Raw genomic sequence first — 24,093 nt, 5'->3', positions numbered from 1 at the left:
GACTTCGCGCAGATGCCCAACAGCGGCGTCGGCCTGGCGCGGCTCGAGTTCATCATCAACAACAACATCGGCGTGCACCCGAAGGCGATCCTCGACTACCCGAACATCGACATCGACCTCAAGAAGGCGGTGGAATCGGTGGCCCGCGGACACGCCTCGCCGCGTGCGTTCTATGTCGACAAGCTGGTCGAGGGTGTGGCCACCATCGCCGCCGCCTTCTGGCCCAAGCCGGTGATCGTGCGGCTGTCCGACTTCAAGAGCAACGAGTACCGCAAGCTGATCGGCGGCTCGCGCTACGAACCCGAGGAAGAGAACCCCATGCTCGGCTTCCGTGGCGCCTCGCGCTACGTGAGCGACGGGTTCGGCGACGCCTTCTCCATGGAATGCGAGGCGCTCAAGCGCGTGCGCAACGAGATGGGGCTGACCAACGTCGAGATCATGGTGCCCTTCGTGCGCACCCTTGGCCAAGGCAAGCGCGTGACCGAGATGCTGGCCGAGAAGGGCTTGAAGCGCGGGCAGGACGGGCTGCGCATCATCATGATGTGCGAGATCCCGAGCAACGCCGTGCTGGCCGAGCAGTTCCTGGAGTACTTCGACGGCATGTCCATCGGCTCCAACGACCTGACCCAGCTCACGCTGGGCCTGGACCGCGACTCGGGCATGGAGATCCTGGCGCAGGACTTCGACGAGCGCGACCCGGCCGTGAAGGCGCTGATCTCGCGTGCGATCACCGCCTGCCGTGCCGTGGGCAAGTACATCGGCATCTGCGGCCAGGGGCCCAGCGACCACCCGGACTTCGCCGACTGGCTCGCCGCCAAGGGCATCGTGTCGATCTCGCTCAACCCCGACACCGTGGTCGACACCTGGCGTCGCCTGGCACGCCGCTGAACTGCTGGCGGCGCTGCACGGGTTGTTGAGGATGGCGCCGGGCGGGCCCGGCGCTTGAGAATCAGGCCCGATGGGGCAAGCGACCGACACGCGCGCCGCCTACTGGCGCAAGAACCTTCGCATCACGGCGGCGCTGCTGTGCGTGTGGTTTGTCGTCACCTTCGTGGCGGCATTCTTCGCGCGTGAGCTCGACTTCAGCTTCTTCGGTTGGCCGTTCAGCTTCTGGGTGGCGGCGCAAGGGGCCTTGCTCGTCTACCTGGCTCTGATCGGCCTCTATGCGTGGCTGATGAACCGGCTCGACGCAGCGCTGGAAGACGAAGGCCATGGCTGAGGCCTCGCAGGCCGCCTTCACCCGACAGCTGCACCGCATCTACGGTGCGTATGTGCTGGGCTTGCTCGTCTTCATCGCTGCCTTGTCGGGCCTGGAGCTGCTGGGACTTTCGCGGCGCTGGATCGGCGCCATCTTCCTGCTGGCGACGGTGCTGCTGTACGCCGGCATTGGCGTCATCAGCCGCACCACCGATGCCGACGAGTACTACGTGGCCGGCCGCCGCGTGCCCGCGGTCTACAACGGCATGGCGACGGCCGCCGACTGGATGTCGGCCGCCTCCTTCATCAGCCTGGCCGGCACGATGTACCTGCAGGGCTATGCCGGTCTGGCCTTCATCATGGGGTGGACGGGCGGCTACTGCCTGGTGGCGCTGCTGCTAGCGCCTTACCTGAGGCGCTTCGGGCAGTACACCATCCCCGACTTCCTCGGGGCGCGCTACAACAGCCACGGGCCGCGCCTGATGGGCGTGGTGGCGGCCATCCTGTGTTCGTTCACCTACGTTGTGGCCCAGATCTATGCCATCGGCCTCATCACCAGCCACTTGACCGGCGTGGCGTTCGAGATCGGCATCTTTCTCGGCCTGGGTGGTGTTCTGGTGTGTTCCTTCCTGGGGGGCATGCGTGCGGTGACGTGGACCCAGATCGCGCAGTACATCGTCATCATCATTGCCTTCCTGGTGCCGGTGTTCTGGCTGTCGATCAAGCAGACGGGTGTGCCATTGCCGCAGGCCATCTACGGCGAGCAATTGCAGAAGGTGACGCAGCGCGAGCAGGCGTTGCAGGCCGACCCCAGGGAGCTCGAAGTCATTGCGCTCCACAAGGCGCGTGCCGAGGAATATGCCGCCAAGCTGAAGGACGTGCCGGCGGCCCTCGCGCGCGAGCAGCAGACGGCACGGCAAAAGGTGATCGCCCTGCGTGCCGCCGACGCGCCGCTGGCGCAGATCCAGGCGGCCGAGAAAGCGTTGCTGGCCTTGCCCCGCGATGCCGAAACCGCGCGCCGGTTGTGGACGCAAGTCAAGACGAGCAGTGAGGCCCGCGCCCAGCCGCTGGGCGGCATGCCTCCCCATGCGAGGCCCTTCGCCGGCGACCCGAACGGCACGGCCACCGAGGCTCGCGCCTATCAGGATTCGCGCCTCAACTTCCTCGCGCTGGTGTTCTGCCTGACCATCGGCACCGCCGCCTTGCCGCACCTGCTGACGCGCTCGTACACCACGCCGTCGGTGCGCCAGGCGCGCCAGTCGGTCACCTGGTCCTTGTTTTTCATCCTGCTGCTCTACCTCTCGGCGCCGGCGCTGGCCGTGCTGGTGAAGTTCGAGGTGTTCAACGTGCTGGTGGGGACCCCGTTCGACAGCCTGCCGGCCTGGATCGCCAACTGGGCCAAGGTCGACCCGGGGTTGCTCTCGGTGAGCGACATCAACCGCGACGGGGTGTTGCAGCTGGGCGAGATCCGCATCGGGACCGACATGGTGGTGCTCGCCACACCCGAGATCGCTGGGCTGCCGTTCGTCGTCTCGGGCATGGTGGCCGCGGGCGCGCTGGCGGCCGCCTTGTCCACCGCCGATGGGCTGCTGCTGACCATCTCGAACGCCTTGTCGCACGACGTGTACTTCAAGATGGTCGACCCGAACTCGTCCAATGGGCGACGGGTCACGTCGTCCAAGATGCTGCTGCTGGTGGTAGCGCTCGGCGCCGCGGCGGTGGCAGCGCAGAAGCCAGCCGACATCGTGTTCCTGGTCTCCGCCGCCTTCTCGATTGCCGCATCGGCCTTGTTCCCCGCCTTGGTGCTGGGCGTCTTCTGGAAGCGCGCCACGGCGACCGGGGCGCTTCTGGGAATGGCCAGCGGCTTGCTGCTGTGCGTGTACTACATGGTGCGCAACGAGGCCTGGATGCGTGACGTATTTGGCATTTCGGTGCCCGTTGACCTGTGGTTTGGCATCCAGCCCATCTCGGCCGGTGTGTTCGGCGTGTTGGCCGGCTTTGCGGGCATCGTTGTCGGCAGCTTGCTGACCCGGCCGATCGGAGAGCGGGGCAATGAGTTCGTGGACAGCATCCGCGGCCCGGGCTGAGGCCATGGCGGGCTTCCCCCGTTTCGGAGTAGAATCGCGGGCTCGCCTTGCCACACCCGGTTGAGGGCCTTCGGCCCTCACAGACGCCTAACGGGGTGGCTGCCCTCAAAGCCTGTCGATGTCCGGCAGGCAAGAGGAAACCAGAAGGAGTCTCAATGCGTCATTACGAAATCATCCTGCTCATCCATCCGGATCAGAGCGAACAGGTTCCGGCCATGCTGGAACGCTACAAGGGCATCGTCACCGCCGGCGGTGGCAAGGTGCACCGGGTCGAAGATTGGGGCCGTCGCCAGATGGCTTACCTGATCCAGAAGCTCGCCAAAGCCCACTACCTGTGCGTCAACATCGAAGCCAGCAAGGAAGTCCTGGCTGAGCTGGAAACGGGTTTCCGTTTCAACGATGCCGTGCTGCGCCACCTGACCGTCGTGAAGAGCAAGGCCGAGACCGGCCCGTCCGTCATGATGAAGTCGGTTGAGAAGGAAGATGCCCGCAAGGCTCCTCAGCAGCAGGAGGCTTCGGCCTGACGCCGAAGTGCCCGGCGCTTCACACGCCTGAGGCGGCATGAACCGCGTGGTTCTGTCGGCCCAGATGGTGGAGCGAGGCGCGATGCGATACACCCCCGCCGGCCTTCCGGCCTGCGATTTCGGCCTCAAGCACGAATCGCAAGTCACCGAAGCCGGGCAAGCCCGCAAGGTCTCCCTGGAGATGCGAGCAGTGGCCATCGGAGAAATCGCACAGCGTCTGGCCCGGCTGGAGATCGGAGCGGCTGGCACCTTTGCCGGCTTCCTGACCCACCAGCGCAACGGCCGCGGCACCGTTCTGCATGTGACCGAATTCGAGTGAGCCAGAACGCGAACGTTCTTCGCTCAATGTTTGTTCCGGATAGATATTCAAGTGAGGTGAAATATGCCCCCGCCACGTGGTAAAGGTCGGTTCTCGAAGGACCGCAAGCCCAAACGCAACCAACAGTCCCTGCTGTTCCGCCGCAAGCGCTTCTGCCGCTTCACGGTGACCGGCGTCGAAGAGATCGACTACAAGGACATCGACACGCTGCGCGACTTCATCGGTGAAAACGGCAAGATCACGCCGGCTCGCCTGACGGGTACGCGTGCCTTCTTCCAGCGCCAGCTGACCACCTGCATCAAGCGCGCTCGCTTCCTGGCGATGCTGCCTTACAGCGACCAGCACAAGGTCTGAGGAGCAACGACATGCAAGTGATCCTGCTGGAAAAAGTCGCCAACCTCGGCAACCTGGGCGACGTCGTCAAGGTCAAGGACGGCTACGCACGCAACTTCCTGATCCCCTCGCGCACGGCTCGCCGCGCCACCGAGGCCGCGATCAAGGAATTCGAAGCCCGCCGCGCCGAGCTTGAGAAGGCCGCTGCCGAGAAACTGGCCACCGCGCAAGCCCTGGGCGAGAAGATGAATGGCCGCACCATTCACATCACGCAGAAGGCTGGCGTGGACGGCCGCCTGTTCGGCTCCGTCACCAACCACGACATCGCCGATGCGCTGACCCGCATCGACTTCAAGGTCGCCAAGTCGCAGGTCCGCCTGCCCAATGGCCCCCTGAAGACCGTCGGCGAGCACACCGTCAACGTGGCTCCCCACACCGACGTGGTGGTCGAAGTCAAGGTCGTGGTCGTCGGCGAGACGGACTGATCAGCGACTGCGGTTTACCCGCATTCCGCGACGAAGGGTCGGCTCTGCCGGCCCTTTTTCTTTGGTGCGGCTTGATTTCCACCACCAACCCACCCGATTTCCCCAGCCTTGTCCACAGCCGTGGCGCAAGGCGTTCGTATGATCCAGCGATGGCCGCCGTCTTCTCAAGCAACGACTTCCCAGGCTCTTCCCGACCCGACGACGAGGTCGCGCGACTGCGCATCCCGCCACACTCCATTGAGGCCGAACAAAGCGTGCTCGGTGGCCTGCTGATCGACAACAGCGCCTGGGACCGGGCCGGCGACCTGCTCAACGACAGCGACTTCTATCGCGCTGAGCACCGCCTGATCTACGCCGCCATCGGCGGGCTGATCAACGCGGCCAAGCCGGCCGACGTGATCACCGTGTTCGAACAGCTGCAAAGCCTGGGCAAGGCCGAGGACTGCGGTGGGCTCGTCTACCTGAACGCGTTGGCGCAGAGCGTGCCCAGCGCGGCCAACCTGCGCCGCTACGCCGAGATCGTGCGTGAGCGCGCTGTGCTGCGCAAGCTCGTGGCTGCGAGCGACGAGATCGCCACCGCCGCCTTCAACCCGCAGGGCCGGCCGGTGCCGCAGATCCTCGACGAGGCCGAAAGCAAGATCTTCAAGATCGGCGAAGAAGGCTCGCGTTCGCGCCAGGGCTTCATCAGCATGGACACGCTGGTCGTGCAGCTGATCGACCGCGTGAACGAGCTGCACGAGAACGGCGCCGAGGATGTGACCGGTGTACGCAGCGGCTTCTTCGACATGGACAAGATGACCGCCGGCCTGCAGCCCGGCGACCTGATCGTGCTGGCCGCGCGCCCCTCCATGGGCAAGACTGCCTTTGCGCTCAACATCGCCGAGAACGTGGCCGTGAACGAGGGCCTGCCGGTGGTGGTGTTCTCGATGGAAATGGGTGCGGCCCAGCTCGCACTGCGCATGGTGGGTTCGCTCGGCCGCATCGACCAGTCCAACTTGCGCACCGGCCGGCTGAAGGACGACGAGTGGGGCCGTCTGTCTGAAGCGGTCGAGAAGCTGGGCAAGGCCGCCGTATTCATCGACGAAGGCTCGGCGCTCAGCCCGAGCGAACTGCGCGCCCGCGCGCGCCGCCAGGCGCGGCAATGCGGCCAGCTCGGGCTCATCGTGGTCGACTACCTCCAGCTCATGAGCGGCAGTGGCGGCGGCAGCGAGGAGAACCGCGCCACCGTGATCGGCGAGATCTCGCGTGGCCTCAAGTCGCTGGCCAAGGAACTCAAGTGCCCGGTGATCGCGCTGTCTCAGCTCAACCGAAGCGTCGAAACCCGCACCGACAAGCGCCCCATGATGAGCGACCTGCGAGAGTCGGGCGCCATCGAGCAGGACGCGGACGTGATCATGTTCATCTACCGGGACGACTACTACATGAAGGAGCAGTCGAAAGAGCCCGGCGTTGCCGAGATCATCATCGCCAAGCAGCGTAACGGCCCGGTGGGCACGGTGAAGCTGGCGTTCCTGAAGCCGCTGACCAAGTTCGAGAACATGGCGCCCGGCAGTGGCGGCGGCGACGACTTCTACTGACGGCGCCTCATTTCCCCGGGCCACGCCTTGCAAGCGCCCGCCTGGCCCAAGCGCCTTCCGAAGAAAGGCACCTCATCATGCCCATCGCCTTCCCCCGCTCCTGGAGCGATGAAGACATCGAGCTCTTCCGCGACAACGTGGCGCGCTTCGTCGAGAGCGAGGTCGTGCCCGGCGACGAAGCCGCCCGCCAACAGGGCAACGTGGGCCACGCCGTGTGGCGCAAGGCCGGGGAGCTGGGCCTGCTGTGCACCGACATCCCCGAAGAGTTCGGCGGCGCCGGCGGCGACTTCCGCCACGAGGCGGTGATCATCGAAGAGCTGTCACGCCGCTCGCTCACCGGCATGAGTACCTCGGTGCACAGCATCGTGGCGCACTACTTCTTGAACCACGGCACCGAGGCGCAGAAGAAGAAGTACCTGCCGCGCCTGGCCCGCGGCGAGTTGGTCGGCGCCATCGCCATGACCGAACCTGGCACCGGCTCCGACCTGCAGGCCATTCGCACCCGCGCCGACAAGCGCGACGGCGGCTACGTGATCAACGGCTCCAAGACCTTCATCACCAACGGCTTCCTCGCCGGCGTGGTGCTGGTGGTCGCCAAGACCGACCCCGCGCAGGCGGCGCGTGGCACCTCCATCCTGATCGTCGAAACGCAGGGGTGTGAAGGCTTTCGCGTCGGCCGCGTGCTCGACAAGATCGGCCTCAAGGCGCAAGACACCTCCGAGCTCTTCTTCGACGAGGTGAAGGTTCCCGCCGAGAACCTGCTGGGTGGGCAGGAAGGGCAGGGCTTCTTCCAGCTGATGAGCGATCTGCCCTACGAGCGCCTGATCATCGGCGTGGGCGCCCTGGCCGCGATGGAAGGTGCCTACCAGGTCACGCTCGACTACGTGCGCGAGCGCAAGGTCTTCGGCAAGCCCATCGCCGATTTGCAGAACACCCGATTCAAGCTCGCCGAAGTGGCCACGCAAATCAAGGTGGGCCGCGCCTTCATCGACCGCTGCGTGCAAGACCTGGTGGCTGGCCAGCTCGACACCGCCACCGCCTCCATGGCCAAGCTGTGGGCCAGCGAGGCGCAGGGCAGGGTGATCGACGAGTGCCTGCAGCTGTTCGGCGGCTACGGCTACATGAACGAATACATGGTCGCCCGCATGTACGCCGATGCGCGCGTGCAGCGCATCTACGGCGGCACCAACGAGATCATGAAAGAGGTGATCGCGCGGGCGCTGTAGCGCGGGGTACCCGCCTCACGCGCTCGCCAGATCGGCCGCCCGAGTCCGCAGCGCGCTGCTTCGCGGGCGTTGCCGCTCGCAGGCCGCGCGGTACAAAAAGTCGCTGCAGGCCGCGGCCAGCTTCATGTCCGACATGCCCTCGACGAAGAGGAACTGCCCCTGCGGGTTGACTTCGAGCCAGACGATCTCGCCCCGCGTGTCGATCTTGAGGTCGAACACCCCCATGCGCAGGCCCAGGATCTGCATGAACTCGCGCAGCCGGCGCTCCACGTCGGCGGGCAGGGCCTGCGGCTCGATGTCGGTGCTGTCCAGGTGCACGCGCCAGTCGAGCTCTTCGCAGCGCAGGCGCGCCGTCTCGATGTGCGAGCCGAACACATGGACGCGCAGGTGGTCGCGGCCTTCGATGCGCTCCTGGTAGATCGCCGGTGACAAGCGCAGCGAGTCGTCGTCGGCCAGGATCTCGGGGCGCACGTCGTGCGCGAGAAGCGGTATGCCGAAGGCGCCCGCCAGCGTCTTGACGATGGTCGGCTGCTGCGCACAGAACGCGCGGATCGCCTGGGGATCCTGGCTCACCAGCGTGCGCGGGATGCGCAAGCCCACCTGGACCGCCGCGCGCAGCTGGACCAGCTTGTTCTCGGCGCGGCGTGTTGCGTCCGGGTGGCTGACCCAGGTGCCGCTGAACTCGTTCAACAGCAGGCCCTGGAAGCCGGCGAGGCAGTCGTTGCGCACCACTTCCAGCGCTCGCGGTTCGACCACTTCCTCCAGCCCCGGGCGCGAGCGGTCCCAGTGCCGACCGCTCGGGCGGCGCCACCAGACGGCGTCGAGGGTGCGCACGTCGACGCGGTCGCCGCCCTCGACCGGCAGCGTCGGCGCGCAGTGCCCCTCAGGCGACCAGTTGATTGCGCCGCTTTGCGCCACCTCATCGGTCTCGACGATCACGCAGCGCGCGCCGAGCCGGTTCTGCAGCTCGTCGCGGATCACATGGGCATGAAGATCCTCGGACAGGGTGACGATGCCGATGGTCGGCGCGGAGGTGGTGTGGGTGTGTGTCAATTGGAGGCCCTCGTGTAGTGAAGCGGCGGTGGGTGGAGAGGCCCCGCAGGGGACCTCCCGTTCCGCGCGGGTTGCTTACTGGTCGCTGTCGTCCCAGCCGTTGCCGCTGCCCGAGATCGAGCCGCAGCGCGAGCCGGTGCAGGGCCGCGCAATCTGCGTTGCCGCAGAGTCGGTGTAGTCCTGCAGGCGCTGGGGGATCGGGTAGCTGTCGGGGGCGCGAACGCCCAGCACAGCCGGCGTGACGACGCGCTGTGCTTCGGTGGTCGCCTTGTCGACGGGGGCCGGAGCCGGCGCGATCTTGGCGCCCACGCCGAGGCTGGCGGTCAACATGGCCGCGGGAATGAGCAGTTTGGTTCCGTTCATCAAACGTTCTCCTGAGTAGTTGAAGGGAGGCTTCAGCGTAGGAGTTGAGCGAGCCGTGGCCATCGGCAAGCTTGATGAATGGAACCCCCTTGCTTCGAGGGGCGCAGCGCGTGTCAAGCACGGCCTGTCAAGCACGAAGTGCCATGCAAATCCCGGCCTGCAATCGCGATTCAGTTCGGCCTCGCGCGGCAGGATAGGGAGCGCGGCCGACGTCTCGGCCAGGGAACGACCGTGATCTCATTCAACAGCAGCGCATCGCTCCTGAGCTACCTGAGCACCAAGACTTCTTCTGCGGACAACGGTGCCGCCAGCCTGCTCGGTGGGGCGAGCACGTCCACGGTCAGCGAGAAGGCCAAGACCCAGGCCGCCGCCACCACCGAAGCGGCGCTCAAGGCCGCAGGCAGTCGCCCGCAGGCCGCAGTGCCCGGGCGTGCGCTCGACAAGCAGCAAGCCGCCCTGGCCGCTGACCTGCGCGCTGCGCTGGGCAAGGCCAACATCAAGCTGTCGGGCCCGGTCGAGTTCTCGGTGAGTTCGGATGGTGCGGTGGCGCTCAAGGGCGCGGAGGCCGACAAGGCCGCGGTGAGTGCCTTCCTCAAGGCCGACACCTCCCAGCCTGGCTTCTCCGCCCGCATCGCCACGCAGGCGCGCGATGCGCTCAAGCTCTCGGCCACGATCCGGCAGAACGCGGCCATCTCGCAAGCGGCGCGCTATGCCGGCAACTCGGGCGGCGTGATGTCGCTGTACACCTCGCTGATGCAGCAATCGACCGCGAGCACGGCGGTGTTCTCTGTTTCGCCGACTGCCAGCTCGCTCACATACCCGGGTTCACTGGCCACCAAGGCCTGAGACAGGAAAACCCGCGCACCGCTGCGCGCCAGCGTGATCCAAGATCGGCCGCGAGGCCATTTGGAGTCACGCCATGCGCAGCACGATGATGGACACGCCGCTCTCGCTCAACCACCTGCTTGAGCGCGCCGGCACGATCTTCGGCGGCAACCACATCGTCTCGCGCCTGCCCGACAAATCGCTTCGCCGTCACACCTATGCCGAGTACCACCGCCGCACGCGCGCACTGGCCTCGGCACTGCAGCAGCTGGGTCTGGCCCCAGGCGAACGCGTGGCCACGCTGAGCTGGAACCACCACGCTCACCTCGAGTGCTACTTCGGCATCCCCGCGGCCGGGGGCGTGATGCACACGCTCAACCTGCGCCTGTCGCCCGACGAGATCGGCTGGATCGCGGCCGACGCCGAAGACCGCTTCCTGATCGTCGACGACATCCTGCTGCCGCTCTACCGACAGTTCGCGCACTTGCACCGCTTCGAACGCGTGATCGTGTTCCCGTTCTCCGGCGCTGCGGTGCCGGCCGACTGCCTCGACTACGAAGCACTGATCGCCGGCGCTGACCCGGACGGCTTCAGCTATGCCGCGCACGACGAAGACGACGCGGTGTCGATGTGCTACACGAGCGGCACCACCGGCCGGCCCAAGGGCGTCGTGTACTCGCACCGCTCGACCATCCTGCACACCCTGGTCGGCTGCCTGGGCGACCACTGGGGACTGAAGGGCACCGACAGCGTGCTGCCGGTGACGCCCATGTTCCACGCCAACTGCTGGGGCGTGCCGTATGCGGCGGTGATGCTCGGCGTCAAGCTCGTGCTGCCGGGGCCGCACCTGCACCCCGAAGACCTGCTCGACCTGATGCAGCAGGAGCAACCCAACTACGCGCTCGGCGTGCCCACCATCTGGCTGGGCGTGATCCAGGCCTACGAGCGCGCGCTAGAACAGCAGCCCGGCCGCTGGACCTTCCCGCCCGGCATGCGCTCGCTGGTGGGCGGTGCGGCGGTGCCCGAGTCGCTGATCCGCGCGTTCGACCGCCACGGCGTGTGGCTGGTGCAAGGCTGGGGCATGACCGAGACCTCGCCGCTCGCCACCGTGTCGTACCCGCGTGTCGAACTGCGCGACGCGCCCGACGCCGAGCGCTATCGGCGTGCGTCGATGGCCGGCGTGCCCGCGCCGTTGGTGGAGCTGCGCATCCGCGCCGACGACGGCCACGACGCGCCGTGGGACGGCCAGTCCATGGGCGAGATCCAGGTGCGTGGCCCCTTCATCACCGGCGCCTACCACCGCGTCGGCGCCCCCACCGACAAGTTCACCGCCGATGGCTGGCTGCGCACCGGCGACGTGGCCACGATGGATGCGCTGGCCTTCGTGCGCATCACCGATCGCACCAAGGACCTCATCAAGTCGGGCGGCGAATGGATCTCGTCGGTCGACCTCGAGAACGCGCTGATGGCGCACCCGGCCATCGCCGAGGCCGCCGTGATCGCCATCCCCGACGAAAAGTGGAGCGAACGGCCGCTGGCCTGCATCGTGACGCGGCCGGGCGCCGAGGTGGCCGACGAGGGCTTGCGCCAGCACCTGCTGCAGCACGGCTTCGCGCGCTGGCAGCTGCCCGACCGCTACGAGCGCCTCGACGCGATCCCCAAAACATCCACCGGCAAGTTCTGGAAGGTCAAGCTGCGCGAGCGCTTTGCCGGCGCGTGAGATCAATCGCGCAGGAGTCAATCGCGCGGTAGACGTCCTGTGCGGCGTACCGCCGGCTTCCTGGATGGGGTGGTCTCCGAGCGGGGTTCTGCCGGGAGCACGTTCTGGGCGGTGGACTCCCTGATCACCAGCTCCGTGGGCAAGGTGATCTGCGGCGTGGCCACCTCCAGCCCGACCACCATGCCCAGCAGGCTGTTGACGGCGGCGCGGCCCATCTCGGCGATGGGCTGACGCACGGTGGTGAGCGCCGGATGCAGCTGCGACGCTGATGGAACGTCATCGAAGCCCACCACCGACATGTCTTCTGGAATGCGGATACCCGCCGCTTGCAGCACCGAGATCGCGCCGAACGCGCTCTGGTCGTTCGCCGCGAAGACGGCGGTCGGGCGCTGGCGCAGCTTCAGCAGGCGCCGCATCGCGTCGCGGCCGCCACGGGTGCTGAAGTCGCCCGCCTGAACCAGCGCCGCGTCCTTCTCCAGCCGGTGGATGGCCACGGCGTCGTCGTAGGCCCGGTGGCGCGCGCGCGCCGAGCCGAGTTCCTCGTTGCCGGTGATGAAGCCGATGCGGCGATGGCCCAACTCGGCCAGATGCTGCATGGCGCTGCGTGCGCCACCGTAGCTGTCGGCACTGACCGACGGCCATTCGGTGTGGTCGTGATGGTGGTCGATGCAGATGACCGGGAAGTCGGCGGCCATCAGGCTCTGCACGAAGCCGTACTGGTAGGGCAGCACCGCGATCACGCCGTCGGTGAACTGCTGAAGCAGCTGCAGCACGCCGGCATTGGGTACGCCCGCACGGTCCACCATGGAATAGATCAGCACTTCGTTGCCGGCCACCGCCGCGGCGCGCACGGCCCCCGACACCAGGGCGCTGGTGAAGGCGTTGTCGAGTTCGCGGGCCAGGACACCCAGCACGCGGCTGCGCCCACCGGAGAGCTTCTGCGCGCTGCGGTTGGCCACATAGCCCATCTCGGCGGCCAGCTTGAGGATCGCGTCACGCGTCTGCGGCGACACCCCGGGCTGGAGGTTCACCGCGCGCGAGGCGGACATCGTCGACACGCCGGCGGCGGCGGCAAGTTCGGCCAGGGTGGGCGTGTTCTTCTTGATCATCGAGACGGCTGCGTGGGCCCGCTCCAGGTTCGGGTGATTCCGGCGGCTGCGAATCATATCGACGGACCCGCAGCGCGCCGTGGCCCGGTCCCGCCGAGGGCGTGTGCCGGGGCCTCATGGTAAATCCGGGTGTCAGTTGATGACGTTATCGCTAACGTTACAGAACAAATTCTAACGTTCGATCCAGGTTCCTCGATCGGCGTGAACCCCAACCCTAGGAGACCGGCATGCGAACCCATTTCTTGGCGAAGACGACCCTGGCCCTGGCGGCGCTGACCGCCTGTCTGCAAGGCGTGCAGGCCCAAGACGTCAAGACGATCACCGAGTGGGATATCCGCACCCAGCCGAGTGCCAACAAGATCATGGTCGATGCGGTGGCGCGCTTCGAGAAGGCCCACCCCGGCTACAAGGTCGAACGCTCCGTGGTGGCCAACGACCCCTACAAGGTCAAGCTCAAGATCGCCTTTGGCGCCAACGAGCCGCCCTGCGTGTTCGCGAGCTGGGGTGGTGGCCCCCTGCGTGAATACGTCAAGGCCGACCAGGTACTGGACCTCACGCCCTATCTCGCCAAGGACACCGCCTTCCGCGATCGCTTCGTGCCGTCCTCGTTCGACACCACCAAGTTCGACGGCAAGGTCTACGGCATCCCGGCCGAGGACACGACGCTCGCCGTCGTCCACTACAACAAGGAGCTGTTCACCAAGCTGGGCCTGCAGCCACCGAAGACCTGGCCCGAGATGGTGAAGGTGATGGACAAGCTCAAGGCCAAGGGTGTCGCACCCTTCGCCTTGGCCAACAAGGCCAAGTGGCCTGGCTCCATGGTCTACATGTACCTGGTCGACCGTATCGGCGGTGGCGACGCCTTCCGCAAGGCCGCCACCCGCGCGCCCGGCGGCAGCTTCGCCGACCCGGCGTTCGTCGAGGCCGGGCGGATGCTGCAGGAGATGGTGAAGAGCGGCGCGTTCGCCGCGGGCTTCAACGGGCTGGACTACGACGTGGGCGCCTCGCGCCGCCTGCTCTACGCGGGCAAGGCGGCGATGACGGTGATGGGCACCTGGGAGATCAGCGCCGCGAAGAACGAGAACCCCGAGTTCGTCAAGAAGATGGACTTCTTCGCGTTCCCGACCATTCCCGGCGGCAAGGGATCGACCGGTGTGATCGGCACCGTCGGCGACAACTTCTACAGCGTGTCGCGCGCGTGCAAGTACCCAGACGCTGCCGTCGATCTCGTCAAGGCCCTGGTTGACGACGAATCGGTGCAGGCACGCCTTGCCGACAACCGCATCGTGCCGGTCAGGGGCCTGAAGGTGACCGAGCCCGGACAGCAGCGCGTGCTGAAGATGCTGGCCGATGCCAGCAACGTGCAGCTCTGGTACGACCAGGAGCTCCCGCCGGCACTGGCCGAGTTGCACAAGGACCTGGTGCAGGCGCTGCTCGGTCTGTCGATCACGCCTGAGGAAGCTGCCAACAAGATGGAAGCGGCGGCCAGGGAAGCGCTGCGCTGAACACCATCGCATCCTCGATGACGTCGGCATCGGGCGCGTCGGTGCAGGAGTCGTCGGCCGAAGCCGATCACGGCGGCGTGGCCGCCTCGCCTTGGGTGACGGCGGCGTTCCTGGCGCCGGCGTTGTTCCTGCTGGCGGTTTTCCTGCTCTACCCGCTGGTCGACACCTTCCGCCTGTCGCTCGTCGACTGGAACGGGCTCGGTTCGAGCAGCCGCTTCGTCGGGCTGGACAACTGGGCCGCGCTCGCGAACGACGCCAGGTTCTGGCTCGCCTTTCGCAACAACCTGCTGCTGGGCCTGCTGTCGGTGCTGGTGCAGCTGCCGATCGCGCTGGCCTTGGCGGTCATGCTCGACAAGGCCAGCCGCGGCTCGCGCGTGCTGAAGATCCTGTACTTCCTGCCACTGCTCTTTTCCAGCGTGGCGCTCGGCGTGATCTTCAAGAACCTGTTCGATCCCAACTTCGGCGCCCTCAACAGCGCCCTCGAGGCCATCGGGCTGCAGAGCCTGGCCGTCGACTGGCTGGGCGACGCCCGCTACGCGCTCGGTTCGGTGATCGCGGTGGTGTGCTGGCAGAACGTGCCGTTCTACATGATCCTCTTCCTGGCCGGCCTGGCTTCGTTCTCGCCCGACCTGTATGCCGCCGCCAAGCTCGACGGCGCGAGCGACTGGACCATCTTCTGGCGCATCAAGCTGCCCCACCTGCAGGGCACGGTGCGCACCGCCGCGATGCTGGCGGTGATCGGCTCGCTGCGCTACTTCGACCTCGTCTACGTGATGACCGGCGGCGGCCCCGACGGCGCCTCGGAGGTGATGGCCACCTACATGTACACCACGGTCTTCGCCTCCTTCAGGCTGGGCTACGGGAGCACCATCGCTGCCGCCATGTTCCTGGTCGTGGTCGTGATCGCGGCGCTCGGCATGCGCCTGACGCGCCGCTTCGAGACCGAGGTCTGAGATGTCGACCGTTGATCTCGCGCGCACCATGAACCCACGCATGTCGACGGGCGGGCGCTTCGGCGCGGGCGCGCTCGCGGCGCTGTGGCTCGTCATCACGCTCGCGCCCCTGGCCTTCGTGCTGATGACGAGCCTGAAGTCGCAGCAGGAACTGTTCGACAGCGCGGTGTGGGAATGGCCGCGCCAGGTGGACTGGAGTCACTACCGCGCCGTGCTCCAGGGCGGCTACTTCACCTACCTGCGCAACAGCGCCTTCGTGGTGGGCGTGTCGATCGTGCTGATCGTGACGATCAGCGCCATGGCCGCCTACGCGTTGGCGCGCCTGCGCTTTCGTTTCAACCAGCTGCTGTTCAGCCTGATCGTCGCAGGGCTGATCGTGCCGCTGCACGTCACGCTGGTGCCGATCTATCTCATGACACGCAACCTCGGCCTGTACGACACGCCGTTCGCGCTCATCGGCCCTTACGTGGCCACCAGCCTGCCGGTGTCGATCTTCATCATGACCGAGTTCATGCGGCAGATCCCGCGCGAACTGGAGGAGGCCGCCGAACTCGATGGCTGCGGGCCGTTCGCCATCTTCTGGAAGGTGTTCTTCCCGCTGTCGGGCCCGGGCCTCGCCACGATCGCCATCTACAACGGCATCCACATGTGGAACGAGTTCATCTTCGCCTACGTGCTGACCTCGTCCACCAGCAACCGCACCCTGCCGCTGGCGCTCTGGGACTTCCAGGGCCAGTACGCATCCAACATCCCCGCCATGCTCGCCGTGGTGACGCTGACCTCGCTGCCCCTGATCGTGGCCTACGCCTTCGGCCAGGAACGCATCGTCAAGGGAATGATGGCCGGCTCGCTAAAGGCCTGAGCGAGGGCCGCACCGCATGCACATCCTGACTCTCCACGGGACGACGACGTGACCCAGATCAGCCTTCGCGGCCTGCAGAAGAACTATGCCTCCGGCGTGCCGGTGATCCGCAACGTCGACATCGACATCCCTGCCGGGCGCTTCTGCGTCTTCCTCGGCCCGTCGGGCTGCGGCAAGTCCACCCTGCTGCGCATGATCGCCGGCATCGAGCCGATCAGCGCCGGTGAGCTGCTCATCGGTGGCCGGCGCATGAACGAGGTGCCTGCGGCACAGCGCCAGGTGGCGATGGTGTTCCAGAACTACGCGCTCTACCCGCACATGAGCGTGTACGAGAACATGGCCTTCGGGCTGCGCCAGGCCCGGGTCGACAAGACCGAGATCGACCGGCGCGTACGTGCCGCCGCCGAAACGCTGCAGATCGTCGGGCTGCTCGATCGCCTGCCCAAGGCCCTGTCGGGCGGCCAGCGCCAGCGGGTCGCGATCGGCCGCGCCATCGTGCGCCGGCCACATGTGTTCCTGTTCGACGAGCCCTTGTCCAACCTCGACGCGGCCCTGCGGGTTCACATGCGCGCCGAGATCGCCCGCCTGCACCGCGAGTTCGACCACGCCAGTGCGGTGTACGTCACCCACGACCAGACCGAGGCGATGGCCCTGGCCCACCAGATCGTGTTGCTGCGGTCGGGTGACGACATGCTGCGCCATGGCAGCGTGGCGCAGGTCGGTTCACCGCTGGAGCTCTACCGCCAGCCGCGCGACCGCTTCGTGGCCGGCTTCCTCGGCTCCCCGCGCATGAACTTCCTGCCGGCGGCGGTCGAGGCTGTGTCCGATGACCGGCTGGTGTTGCGGCTCGCCGCGCTGGCCGGTGGCGACACCCTGACCCTGCGCAACGAATGGCAGGGCCTGGCGCCGGGCCAGCCGGTGTGTCTGGGCATCCGGCCCGAGCACATGCTGCCGGGCCACGACCCCATGGCCGGTGCGGCGCTGAGCCGCGCCGTTCTGCAGGTCGAGCATTTCGGTGATTGCTGTCATGTGTACCTCGGCGGCGGAGCCGCGCCGACGCTGATCGCCAAGCTGCCCGACCGCGGCCCGCCCGCGCCCGGCAGCCTTCTCGCGCTGACCTTGCCGGTGCACGCCTGCCACCTGTTCGACGAGGCCGGGTTCGCCATCGCCAGGTCAACGCCTTGTTGAGCAGCGCGCCTCCATTCCACCAGCCACCTCGCCCCATGAATGCCACCGTCACCCCGTTGTACCTGGACCCCAAGCAACCTGTGGCTGCACGGGTCGGCGACCTGCTGGGCCGCATGACGCTCGAGGAAAAGATCGCTCAGTTGCACGCCTTCTGGCTCGTGCTGTCAGAGGACGGGCGCCACCAGGTGCGCCCTGGCGAGGCCTTCATCGGGCGCAGCGATCCCGAGCAGGTGCAGCAGCGCCTGAAGAACGGCATGGGGCAGATCACGCGCCCGCTGGGCACGCGCGGGGTCGACGCCGCAGCCGGGCTGCGTGCGCTCAACCGCTTGCAGCGCTTCCTGCGCCACGAGACGCGGCTGGGCATCCCGGCCATTTCGCACGAGGAATGCCTGGTCGGCCTGATGTCGCGCGACGCCACGATGTTTCCGTCGGCCCTGGCCATGTCGGCGACCTGGAACCCCGCGCTGATCGAAGAGGCGGCGCGCCAGATCGGGCTGGAGTGCCGCGCCGTCGGTTGCCAGCAGGCACTCGCGCCGGTGCTCGACGTGGCGCGTGATGCCCGCTGGGGCCGCACCGAAGAGACCTTCGGCGAAGACCCCTACCTCGTCGGCGTGATGGCCACGCGCTACGTGCGAGGCCTGCAAGGCCCGCAGCGGGATCTGCTGGCAACGCTCAAGCACTACGCCGCGCATTCGGCGAGCGAGGGCGCGCGCAACCACGCGCCGGTGAACCTCGGCGCGCGCGAGCTGAACGACACCTTCCTGCTGCCCTTCGAGATGGCGGTCAAGCAGGCCCATGCCGGCTCGGTGATGCCCGCGTACCACGACATCGACGGTGAACCCTCGCATGCCTCGCACCATCTGCTGACAGACGTGCTGCGCGGGCAGTGGGGCTTCGACGGTCTGGTGGTGGCCGACTACATCGGCGTGAGCCTGCTGTACCAGCATCACGGCGTGGCGCGCGATGCCGCCGAGGCGGCTGCGCTGGCCTTCAATGCCGGGCTCGACGTCGAACTGCCGGCTGACCACTGCGCACAGCACCTCGCGCTTGCGCTGGAGCGCGGCGAAATCGATCTGGCCAAGGTCGACGAGATCGTGGCCCGGGTTCTGGCACAGAAGTTCCGCCTGGGCCTGTTCGAGCGCAGCTTCGAGGACAGCCCGGCGCCCCCGGCGCTTCAGTCAGCGCCCGCGCGGCAGGCGGCCCTTGAGGTCGCTCGCCAGGGCACCGTGCTGCTGGACAACCGCGCCGGCATCCTGCCGCTGGACCCGTCCCGCAAGCCGCGCATCGCGGTGATCGGGCCGACGGCAGACGACCCGCTGGCCTTGCTGAGCGGCTACAGCTTCCCGGCCCACTTCATCCTGGAGGACAAGAGCGAAGGCACCGGCCCCATCGTGACCCCCTTGCAGGCGCTGCGGCAGGTGTTCGGCGAGGCCCAAGTGCAGTACGCGCAGGGCTGCTTCATCCTTGAGGAGCGGCGCCGTGGCACGCCGGTATTCCCCGGCGACGTGGATCCCGGCACCGACCTCGGGCCACGCGAGTCACCGGTGTCGCGGCGCACCGACCTGATCGACCAGGCGGTGGCGAGCGCCCGGGCCGTCGACGTGGCGATGGTCTTCGTGGGGGACCTGGCGGGACTGTTCCAGTCCGGCACCGTCGGCGAGGGGTCCGACACCGATTCGCTCGCGCTGCCCGGCGTGCAGCAAGCCCTGCTGCAGGCCGTGGTGGACACCGGCACCCCCACCGTGGTGGTGCTGATGGCCGGCCGCCCCTACGAACTCGGCGGCCTGGAAGACCGGCTCGCGGCGTACGTGATGGCGTTCGCGGGCGGCCAGGAGGGCGGCACCGCATTGGCCGAGGTGTTGTCGGGCCGCGTCGAGCCTTCGGGCCGGCTGACGGTGTCGTTCCCGAAGAGCGCAGGCGCGATGCCTTACCACTACAACCACAAGCTCAAGAGCGCCGGCACGCCGATCGCCTTTCACTTTGGCAGCCGCTATCCGTTCGGCCACGGGCTGGGCTTCACCCAGTTCGACTACAGCGAGCTTCAACTGGCTCGCCCGCAGGTCGACATCGACGATGGCGACATCGTCGTGACCTGCGCGATCACCAACACCGGAACGCGCACCGGCGTCGCCGTGCCGCAGCTCTACGTGCGCGACCGCCAGGCCAGCGTGGTGCGCCCGGTCAGGGAACTGAAGGCGTTTGGCCGCGTCGAGCTGACGGCCGGCGAACGGGCCCGCGTGCGATTCACCGTGCCGGTGGACATGCTGTGCCTCACCGACCACAGCGGCCAGCGCGTCGTGGAAGCAGGGTGGTTCGACCTGATGATCGGTTCATCGAGCGCACACACGCCACTGCGTGGCGAGGTGCGGGTGGGCCAGTCGGGCAAGCGCACGCTGCCCACCCAGTGGCGCATGGAAAGCCGCTGCGAGCGCCTGCCCGCCTGAAGATGCAGGGGGCGGCGCGGCCGGCTCAGGGGCTCAGGGGCGTGCGAGGTGCCAGACGCTGTTGAACCCGTCTCCGGTGCGATCGCCGGGCTTGGCGTCCTTGGCCCAGAAGTACACCGGCTTGCCCTTGTAGGCCCACTGCTTGCCGCCATCGTCGCGGGTGACGATGCTCCAGTCACCGCTGGCCGATGCACCCGCGGCCACCATCAAGGGCGGCCAGTTGGTGGCACACGGCCCGTTGCAGACGCTCTTGCCCGTGCCAGCAGCGTCGCGGTCGAACACATAGAGCGACATGCCGTTGGCGCCGACCAGAACGCCATCGGCGGCCTTGGCCGGCGCATCGCTGGCCATCATCGACGCACACCCGGTGGCGACGAGGCTGGCGCTGACGAGCGCGGCGAGCAGGGTTGTTCGAATCATTTGGGAGATCTCCGTGAAGTGGGTTTGCACCCGGTGTACGCGGTGCGATGCCGGGCTATTCCATCTGCCCGGCTGCGCGGGTTGCGCGGATGGGCGCATCAGAAAAGAATGCCCTCGACACGGCCACCCCGACCGGAGAGAACACCATGGGCCTCTTGACCTTCAGCATCAACGTCACCCTCGACGGCTGCGTCGACCACCAGGAAGGCATTGCCGACGACGAGACGCACGCCTTCTTCACCCGCCTCCTGGACGAGGCCGGCGCGATGCTGTGGGGCCGCGTCACCTACGAGATGATGGAAAGCTACTGGCCGATGGTCGCCCGTGGCGAGGTGGAGGCACCGCCGGCCCTGCGCGAATGGGCGCTCAAGCTCCAGACCAAGCCGAAGTACGTGGTGTCGTCGACGCGCACAGACTTCCCGTGGACGCATAGCCACCACATCGCAGGCGGCGACCTCCGCTTGGCTGTGCAACAGCTCAAGGACGCCACCCCCGCCGGCGTGCTGCTCGGCAGCGGCAAGCTCGCGAACGAGCTGGACCGGCTGGACCTGATCGACGAGTACAAGCTGCTCGTCCACCCCCGGATCACCGGCCACGGCCCGACGCTGTTCCAGGGCGGGCTGCCCAGTACGCGGCGGCTGGAGCTGGTCTCGGCGAAGCCGCTTCGCTGCGGTGCGGTGGCCATGCACTACCGGCGCGCGGGCTGACGCGCAGACGAAGCTCAGCCCTCAGGCCTGTGGCACACCGCTTCGATGTTGTGCCCGTCAGGACCGATGACGAAGGCCGCGTAGTAGTTCGCGTGGTACTTCGGCCGCAAGCCGGGCGGGCCATTGTCCTGGCCGCCGGCCTCCAGCGCGGCGCGGTAGAACGCATCGACCTGCTGGCGCGTCTCGGCCTTGAAGGCGATGTGCAGGTGAGCCGGCTTCTCGTCGGTCTGGAACAGGCACAGCGACACCGTGCCGTCGGGCGGGCACAGCTCGACACCGTAGGCGGGTGATCCTTCCGACGACACCACGACCCCGAGCGGTGCCAGCGCCTTGAGATAGAAGGCCTTGCTCGCGGCGTAGTCGCTGGCGCCGAACTTGACGTGGTCGAACATGCTTTCTCCTCGGCGTTTGCTGTGAGCCGGTCAGGGCTGATACGGGCCCTTGACCTCACCCCAGCCCCACTTGGGCATGGGCGCATCGGGGTCGGCCGTGGCGCCCGGCTGCGAGTTGATGACGGCGAGCCGCGAGCCCCATTCGAGGTAGCCGACCAGGGCCGAGCGGAACTCCGGGTCGTCGGGCATGCCCAGCTGGTCGGCCGTGTCGAGCAGCAGCCCGACCCACTCGCGCCGTTGCACCTGCGTGAGGTGGCGGTTCAGGTGCTGCTGGATCATGTGCGGGTGCCCGCCGTGCCGGGCCGAGTAGTCGGCGGGGCCGCCCAGCACTTCGGCGAGGAAGGCGGCCACGTGCTGCGGGTGCTCGCCGCCCATGTGCGCGAAGACAGGCGCCAGGATGGCGTTGTCTCGCACCCGTTCGTAGAAGCGGTTGGTGAGGCGGTTCAGGGCCTGGATGCCGCCGAGCCAGTCGTACAGGGTGGGGACGGGGGGCGTGGTCATGGGCACGTCTTTCATGCGATTCAAGGTTTGAAGATACCGCCAATGACCCCGCCGGCGATCGCGCCGCGGGATCCCATGAAGTCGCGCATCCACATCATGTAAGTTACTCTACATGAATGTATGATTCTCTACATGCAGCAAGTGGATCTGTCCTGGCTTCTTCTGGTCGTCTCACTCCCAACCTCTGGGGCGACGGCGCGAATGCGGATCTGGCGTGGGCTCAAGGCGCAGGGCTGTGCTGCCCTGCGCGATGGCGCCTACCTGTTGCCGGTGACTGCGGATCGGGAGCAGGCCCTCGAGGCCCTGGCCGAAGACTGCCTGCGCGAAGGAGGCACCGCCTGGTTGATGACCGTCCAGCCTCGCTCGGTCGACGAGACAGCCGCCTACTGCCAACTCTTCGATCGGCACGATGAATACGCCGAGCTGCGCCAGGCTTGGAAGGAAGCCAATACGGGCCTGGCGTCTCTCGCTCCTGCAGAACTCACCCGACTGCAACGCAAGCTGCAGCGCGACTTCGATGCGCTGCGTGCCATCGACTTCTTCCCCGGCGAGGCGGCGGTCGAAGCCGAGGCCGCCTGGAGCGATCTCAGCAAGCGCATCGAGACCCTGCTGTCACCCGACGAGCCGCACGAGACCGAAGGTGGCATTCCGCGGCTGGAGATCGCCGACTACCAGGGCCGCCTCTGGGCGACACGCCGGCGGCTCTGGGTGGATCGGGTGGCCAGCGCCTGGCTGATCAAGCGCTTCATCGACCGCAAGGCGCGCTTTCAGTGGCTGGCCAAGCCGTCGGACTGCCCCAAGCGCGCCCTGGGCTTCGATTTCGATCGCGCCACCTTCACCCACGTCGGTGACCGTGTGACCTTCGAGACGCTGATGGCGAGCTTTGGCCTGGAGGCCGATGCCGCGCTGAGACGCCTCGCGGCCATCGTCCACGCGCTGGATGTGGGCGGTGAACCCGTGCCGGAAGCCAAAGGCTTCGAGGCCGTGATGTCGGGCGCCCGCGAGCGCCTGACCGACGACGACGCACTGCTCGCCGAGATGAGCACGGTGCTTGATTCGCTCTACGCGCATTTCCAGCGCGACTGCGCTGCCAGCAACGAGAAGACCACCACCTCCCGATGACTGCCACCGCAACAGACGCCACCGTGCCCCGCTACACGCTCTGGCAGATCGTGCGCTACATGCTGGCCCTCGGCACCTGGGGCTTCGGTGGCCCGGTCGCCCTGGTGGGCTACATGCACCGCGACCTCGTGGAAAAGCGCAGCTGGATCACCGAGGCCGCCTACAAGGAAGGCATGGCGATCGCACAGCTGATGCCCGGCCCCTTGGCCGCGCAGCTGGCGATCTACCTCGGCTTCGTGCACTACCGGCTGCGCGGCGCCACGCTGGTCGGAATGGCGTTCGTGCTGCCGTCCTTCCTCATGGTCGTGGCGCTGGGTGCGGCCTACCGCGCCTACGGCGGCATCGGCTGGATGCAGGCGGTCTTCTACGGCGTCGGAGCGTCCGTGATCGGCATCATCGCCATGAGCGCCTACAAGCTCACGACCAAGAACGTGGGCAAGGACAAGCTGCTGTGGGCGATCTTCCTGGTGAGCGCGGTGACCACCATCGTGACGCAGTCCGAGGTGATCTGGCTCTTTCTCGGTGCCGGCGTGCTGGTGTGGCTGGTGCGCGTGCCGCCGGCCTGGTTGCGATCCAGTGATCTCAAGGCCTCCGCCGTTCCACTGGCCGGCTTCTTCGCCGTCGAGGCGCTGGACTGGCACAAGCTCAAGCAGATCGGCCTGTACTTCACCTACGCCGGCACCTTCGTCTTCGGCAGCGGCCTGGCCATCGTGCCGTTCCTCTACAGCGGCGTGGTCAAGGAGTACGGCTGGCTGACCGATCGGCAGTTTGTCGACGCGGTGGCCGTGGCGATGATCACGCCGGGGCCCGTGGTCATCACCACCGGCTTCATCGGCTTCCTGGTGCAGGGCTTCTGGGGTGCAGTGGTGGCGGCGCTCGCAACCTTCCTGCCGTGCTACCTGCTCACCGTGATTCCGGCACCGTACTTCAAGCAGCACGGCAAGCGCCCGGCCATCGTGGCCTTCGTCGACGGCGTTACTGCCGCCGCCGTGGGTGCCATCGCCGGCGCGGTGGTGGTGATCGGACAGCGCTCGATCGTCGACCTCATCACCGCCGGGTTGGCGCTTGCCACGGCCGGTGTGCTGTGGCGGTTCAAGAAGGTGCAGGAGCCGGTCATCGTGCTGGCCGCCGCACTGATCGGCTTGCTGGTCTACCCCTACGTCACCCACGCTTGAGGAGTT

The 24,093-nt window shown here is 67.3% G+C and carries 25 protein-coding genes; 19 read left to right on the top strand and 6 right to left on the bottom strand.

The window, feature by feature from the left end; genetic code table 11:
- From VFL64_RS05935 to VFL64_RS05895, 9 genes are all read left to right on the top strand, one after another.
- Window positions 1-888, top strand: an 888-nt coding sequence (locus VFL64_RS05935; RefSeq protein WP_489539452.1) for a putative PEP-binding protein, incomplete at its 5' end; no start/stop codon positions are given.
- 70 nt (window positions 889-958) lie between these two features.
- Window positions 959-1,219: a DUF4212 domain-containing protein gene (locus tag VFL64_RS05930; RefSeq protein WP_489539451.1), complete on the top strand. Its 261-nt coding sequence runs from the start codon at window positions 959-961 to the stop codon at window positions 1,217-1,219.
- Window positions 1,212-3,284, top strand: coding sequence for a VC_2705 family sodium/solute symporter (locus tag VFL64_RS05925; RefSeq protein ID WP_489539450.1), 2,073 nt, complete (start codon window positions 1,212-1,214; stop codon window positions 3,282-3,284). Before VFL64_RS05930 ends, VFL64_RS05925 begins: the two co-directional genes overlap by 8 nt.
- 155 nt (window positions 3,285-3,439) lie before the next feature.
- Window positions 3,440-3,808, top strand: coding sequence for a 30S ribosomal protein S6 (gene rpsF / locus VFL64_RS05920; RefSeq protein WP_489539449.1), 369 nt, complete (start codon window positions 3,440-3,442; stop codon window positions 3,806-3,808).
- A gap of 37 nt (window positions 3,809-3,845) precedes the next feature.
- On the top strand, window positions 3,846-4,127 hold the full coding sequence (gene priB / locus VFL64_RS05915) for a primosomal replication protein N (RefSeq protein WP_489539448.1): 282 nt from the start codon (window positions 3,846-3,848) through the stop codon (window positions 4,125-4,127).
- A 63-nt stretch (window positions 4,128-4,190) separates the two neighbouring features.
- Window positions 4,191-4,481: a 30S ribosomal protein S18 gene (rpsR, locus tag VFL64_RS05910; protein WP_047496240.1), complete on the top strand. Its 291-nt coding sequence runs from the start codon at window positions 4,191-4,193 to the stop codon at window positions 4,479-4,481.
- 11 nt (window positions 4,482-4,492) lie between these two features.
- A complete protein-coding gene (rplI, locus tag VFL64_RS05905) occupies window positions 4,493-4,945 on the top strand; it encodes a 50S ribosomal protein L9 (protein WP_489539447.1) in 453 nt (150 codons plus the stop codon).
- Between the two features lie 149 nt (window positions 4,946-5,094).
- Complete coding sequence (gene dnaB / locus VFL64_RS05900) at window positions 5,095-6,522, top strand: replicative DNA helicase (protein WP_489539446.1); 1,428 nt, start codon at window positions 5,095-5,097, stop codon at window positions 6,520-6,522.
- Window positions 6,523-6,599: 77 nt separating this feature from the next.
- Window positions 6,600-7,748: an acyl-CoA dehydrogenase family protein gene (locus tag VFL64_RS05895; protein ID WP_489539445.1), complete on the top strand. Its 1,149-nt coding sequence runs from the start codon at window positions 6,600-6,602 to the stop codon at window positions 7,746-7,748.
- Between the two features lie 15 nt (window positions 7,749-7,763).
- On the opposite strand, the gene VFL64_RS05890 is transcribed toward VFL64_RS05895, so the two are convergent.
- Both VFL64_RS05890 and VFL64_RS05885 read right to left on the bottom strand, forming a co-directional pair.
- Complete coding sequence (locus VFL64_RS05890; protein WP_489539444.1) at window positions 7,764-8,801, bottom strand: MvdC/MvdD family ATP grasp protein; 1,038 nt, start codon at window positions 8,799-8,801, stop codon at window positions 7,764-7,766.
- 75 nt (window positions 8,802-8,876) lie between these two features.
- Window positions 8,877-9,164 (bottom strand): hypothetical protein, encoded by a 288-nt coding sequence (locus VFL64_RS05885; protein WP_489539443.1) that lies wholly within the window; start codon window positions 9,162-9,164, stop codon window positions 8,877-8,879.
- Window positions 9,165-9,395: 231 nt separating this feature from the next.
- Here VFL64_RS05885 and VFL64_RS05880 point away from each other — a divergent pair, with 231 nt between their 5' ends.
- Together VFL64_RS05880 and VFL64_RS05875 are read left to right on the top strand one after the other, a co-directional pair.
- Window positions 9,396-10,010, top strand: coding sequence for a hypothetical protein (locus VFL64_RS05880; protein WP_489539442.1), 615 nt, complete (start codon window positions 9,396-9,398; stop codon window positions 10,008-10,010).
- Between the two features lie 73 nt (window positions 10,011-10,083).
- Window positions 10,084-11,709, top strand: coding sequence for a long-chain fatty acid--CoA ligase (locus VFL64_RS05875; RefSeq protein ID WP_489539441.1), 1,626 nt, complete (start codon window positions 10,084-10,086; stop codon window positions 11,707-11,709).
- A 17-nt stretch (window positions 11,710-11,726) separates the two neighbouring features.
- On the opposite strand, the gene VFL64_RS05870 is transcribed toward VFL64_RS05875, so the two are convergent.
- Window positions 11,727-12,818 carry a LacI family DNA-binding transcriptional regulator gene (locus tag VFL64_RS05870; RefSeq protein ID WP_489539440.1) on the bottom strand — a complete coding sequence of 364 codons (1,092 nt, stop codon included), beginning with the start codon at window positions 12,816-12,818 and terminating at the stop codon, window positions 11,727-11,729.
- 227 nt (window positions 12,819-13,045) lie between these two features.
- On the opposite strand from VFL64_RS05870, the gene VFL64_RS05865 reads away from it, so the two are divergent.
- Genes VFL64_RS05865 through VFL64_RS05845 form a run of 5 tightly spaced genes read left to right on the top strand, consistent with a single transcriptional unit; the run spans window position 13,046 to window position 19,770 of the window.
- Complete coding sequence (locus tag VFL64_RS05865) at window positions 13,046-14,323, top strand: extracellular solute-binding protein (protein WP_489539439.1); 1,278 nt, start codon at window positions 13,046-13,048, stop codon at window positions 14,321-14,323.
- A 17-nt stretch (window positions 14,324-14,340) separates the two neighbouring features.
- The gene (locus VFL64_RS05860) at window positions 14,341-15,276 is read left to right on the top strand and encodes a carbohydrate ABC transporter permease (protein ID WP_489539438.1); all 936 of its coding nucleotides are present in this window, start codon (window positions 14,341-14,343) and stop codon (window positions 15,274-15,276) included.
- A gap of 1 nt (window position 15,277) precedes the next feature.
- Complete coding sequence (locus tag VFL64_RS05855; protein WP_489539437.1) at window positions 15,278-16,138, top strand: carbohydrate ABC transporter permease; 861 nt, start codon at window positions 15,278-15,280, stop codon at window positions 16,136-16,138.
- A gap of 48 nt (window positions 16,139-16,186) precedes the next feature.
- Window positions 16,187-17,326: an ABC transporter ATP-binding protein gene (locus VFL64_RS05850; RefSeq protein ID WP_489539436.1), complete on the top strand. Its 1,140-nt coding sequence runs from the start codon at window positions 16,187-16,189 to the stop codon at window positions 17,324-17,326.
- Window positions 17,327-17,361: 35 nt separating this feature from the next.
- Window positions 17,362-19,770 (top strand): glycoside hydrolase family 3 N-terminal domain-containing protein, encoded by a 2,409-nt coding sequence (locus VFL64_RS05845; RefSeq protein ID WP_489539435.1) that lies wholly within the window; start codon window positions 17,362-17,364, stop codon window positions 19,768-19,770.
- A gap of 33 nt (window positions 19,771-19,803) precedes the next feature.
- Here the strand turns inward: VFL64_RS05845 and VFL64_RS05840 are convergent, their stop codons facing one another.
- Entirely contained in the window at window positions 19,804-20,190 is a 387-nt protein-coding gene (locus VFL64_RS05840) for a COG4315 family predicted lipoprotein (RefSeq protein WP_489539434.1), read from the bottom strand.
- A 146-nt stretch (window positions 20,191-20,336) separates the two neighbouring features.
- Here VFL64_RS05840 and VFL64_RS05835 point away from each other — a divergent pair, with 146 nt between their 5' ends.
- Complete coding sequence (locus tag VFL64_RS05835; RefSeq protein ID WP_489539433.1) at window positions 20,337-20,897, top strand: dihydrofolate reductase family protein; 561 nt, start codon at window positions 20,337-20,339, stop codon at window positions 20,895-20,897.
- A gap of 14 nt (window positions 20,898-20,911) precedes the next feature.
- Here the strand turns inward: VFL64_RS05835 and VFL64_RS05830 are convergent, their stop codons facing one another.
- Both VFL64_RS05830 and VFL64_RS05825 read right to left on the bottom strand, forming a co-directional pair.
- Window positions 20,912-21,289 (bottom strand): VOC family protein, encoded by a 378-nt coding sequence (locus VFL64_RS05830; protein WP_489539432.1) that lies wholly within the window; start codon window positions 21,287-21,289, stop codon window positions 20,912-20,914.
- 30 nt (window positions 21,290-21,319) lie between these two features.
- Complete coding sequence (locus tag VFL64_RS05825) at window positions 21,320-21,790, bottom strand: group II truncated hemoglobin (protein ID WP_489539431.1); 471 nt, start codon at window positions 21,788-21,790, stop codon at window positions 21,320-21,322.
- A gap of 132 nt (window positions 21,791-21,922) precedes the next feature.
- Between VFL64_RS05825 and VFL64_RS05820 the strand changes: the two genes are divergently transcribed.
- Both VFL64_RS05820 and VFL64_RS05815 read left to right on the top strand, forming a co-directional pair.
- The gene (locus VFL64_RS05820) at window positions 21,923-22,912 is read left to right on the top strand and encodes a chromate resistance protein ChrB domain-containing protein (protein ID WP_489539430.1); all 990 of its coding nucleotides are present in this window, start codon (window positions 21,923-21,925) and stop codon (window positions 22,910-22,912) included.
- Window positions 22,909-24,087, top strand: coding sequence for a chromate transporter (locus VFL64_RS05815; protein WP_489539429.1), 1,179 nt, complete (start codon window positions 22,909-22,911; stop codon window positions 24,085-24,087). Before VFL64_RS05820 ends, VFL64_RS05815 begins: the two co-directional genes overlap by 4 nt.
- The last annotated feature ends 6 nt before the right edge of the window (window positions 24,088-24,093 follow it).

Source organism: Rhizobacter sp., assembly GCF_035702065.1.
Taxonomy (GTDB): Bacteria; Pseudomonadota; Gammaproteobacteria; order Burkholderiales; family Burkholderiaceae_C; genus Rhizobacter.
Note: the sequence above shows the minus strand (reverse complement) of the source record. Positions and strands in the feature narration are given on the sequence as shown.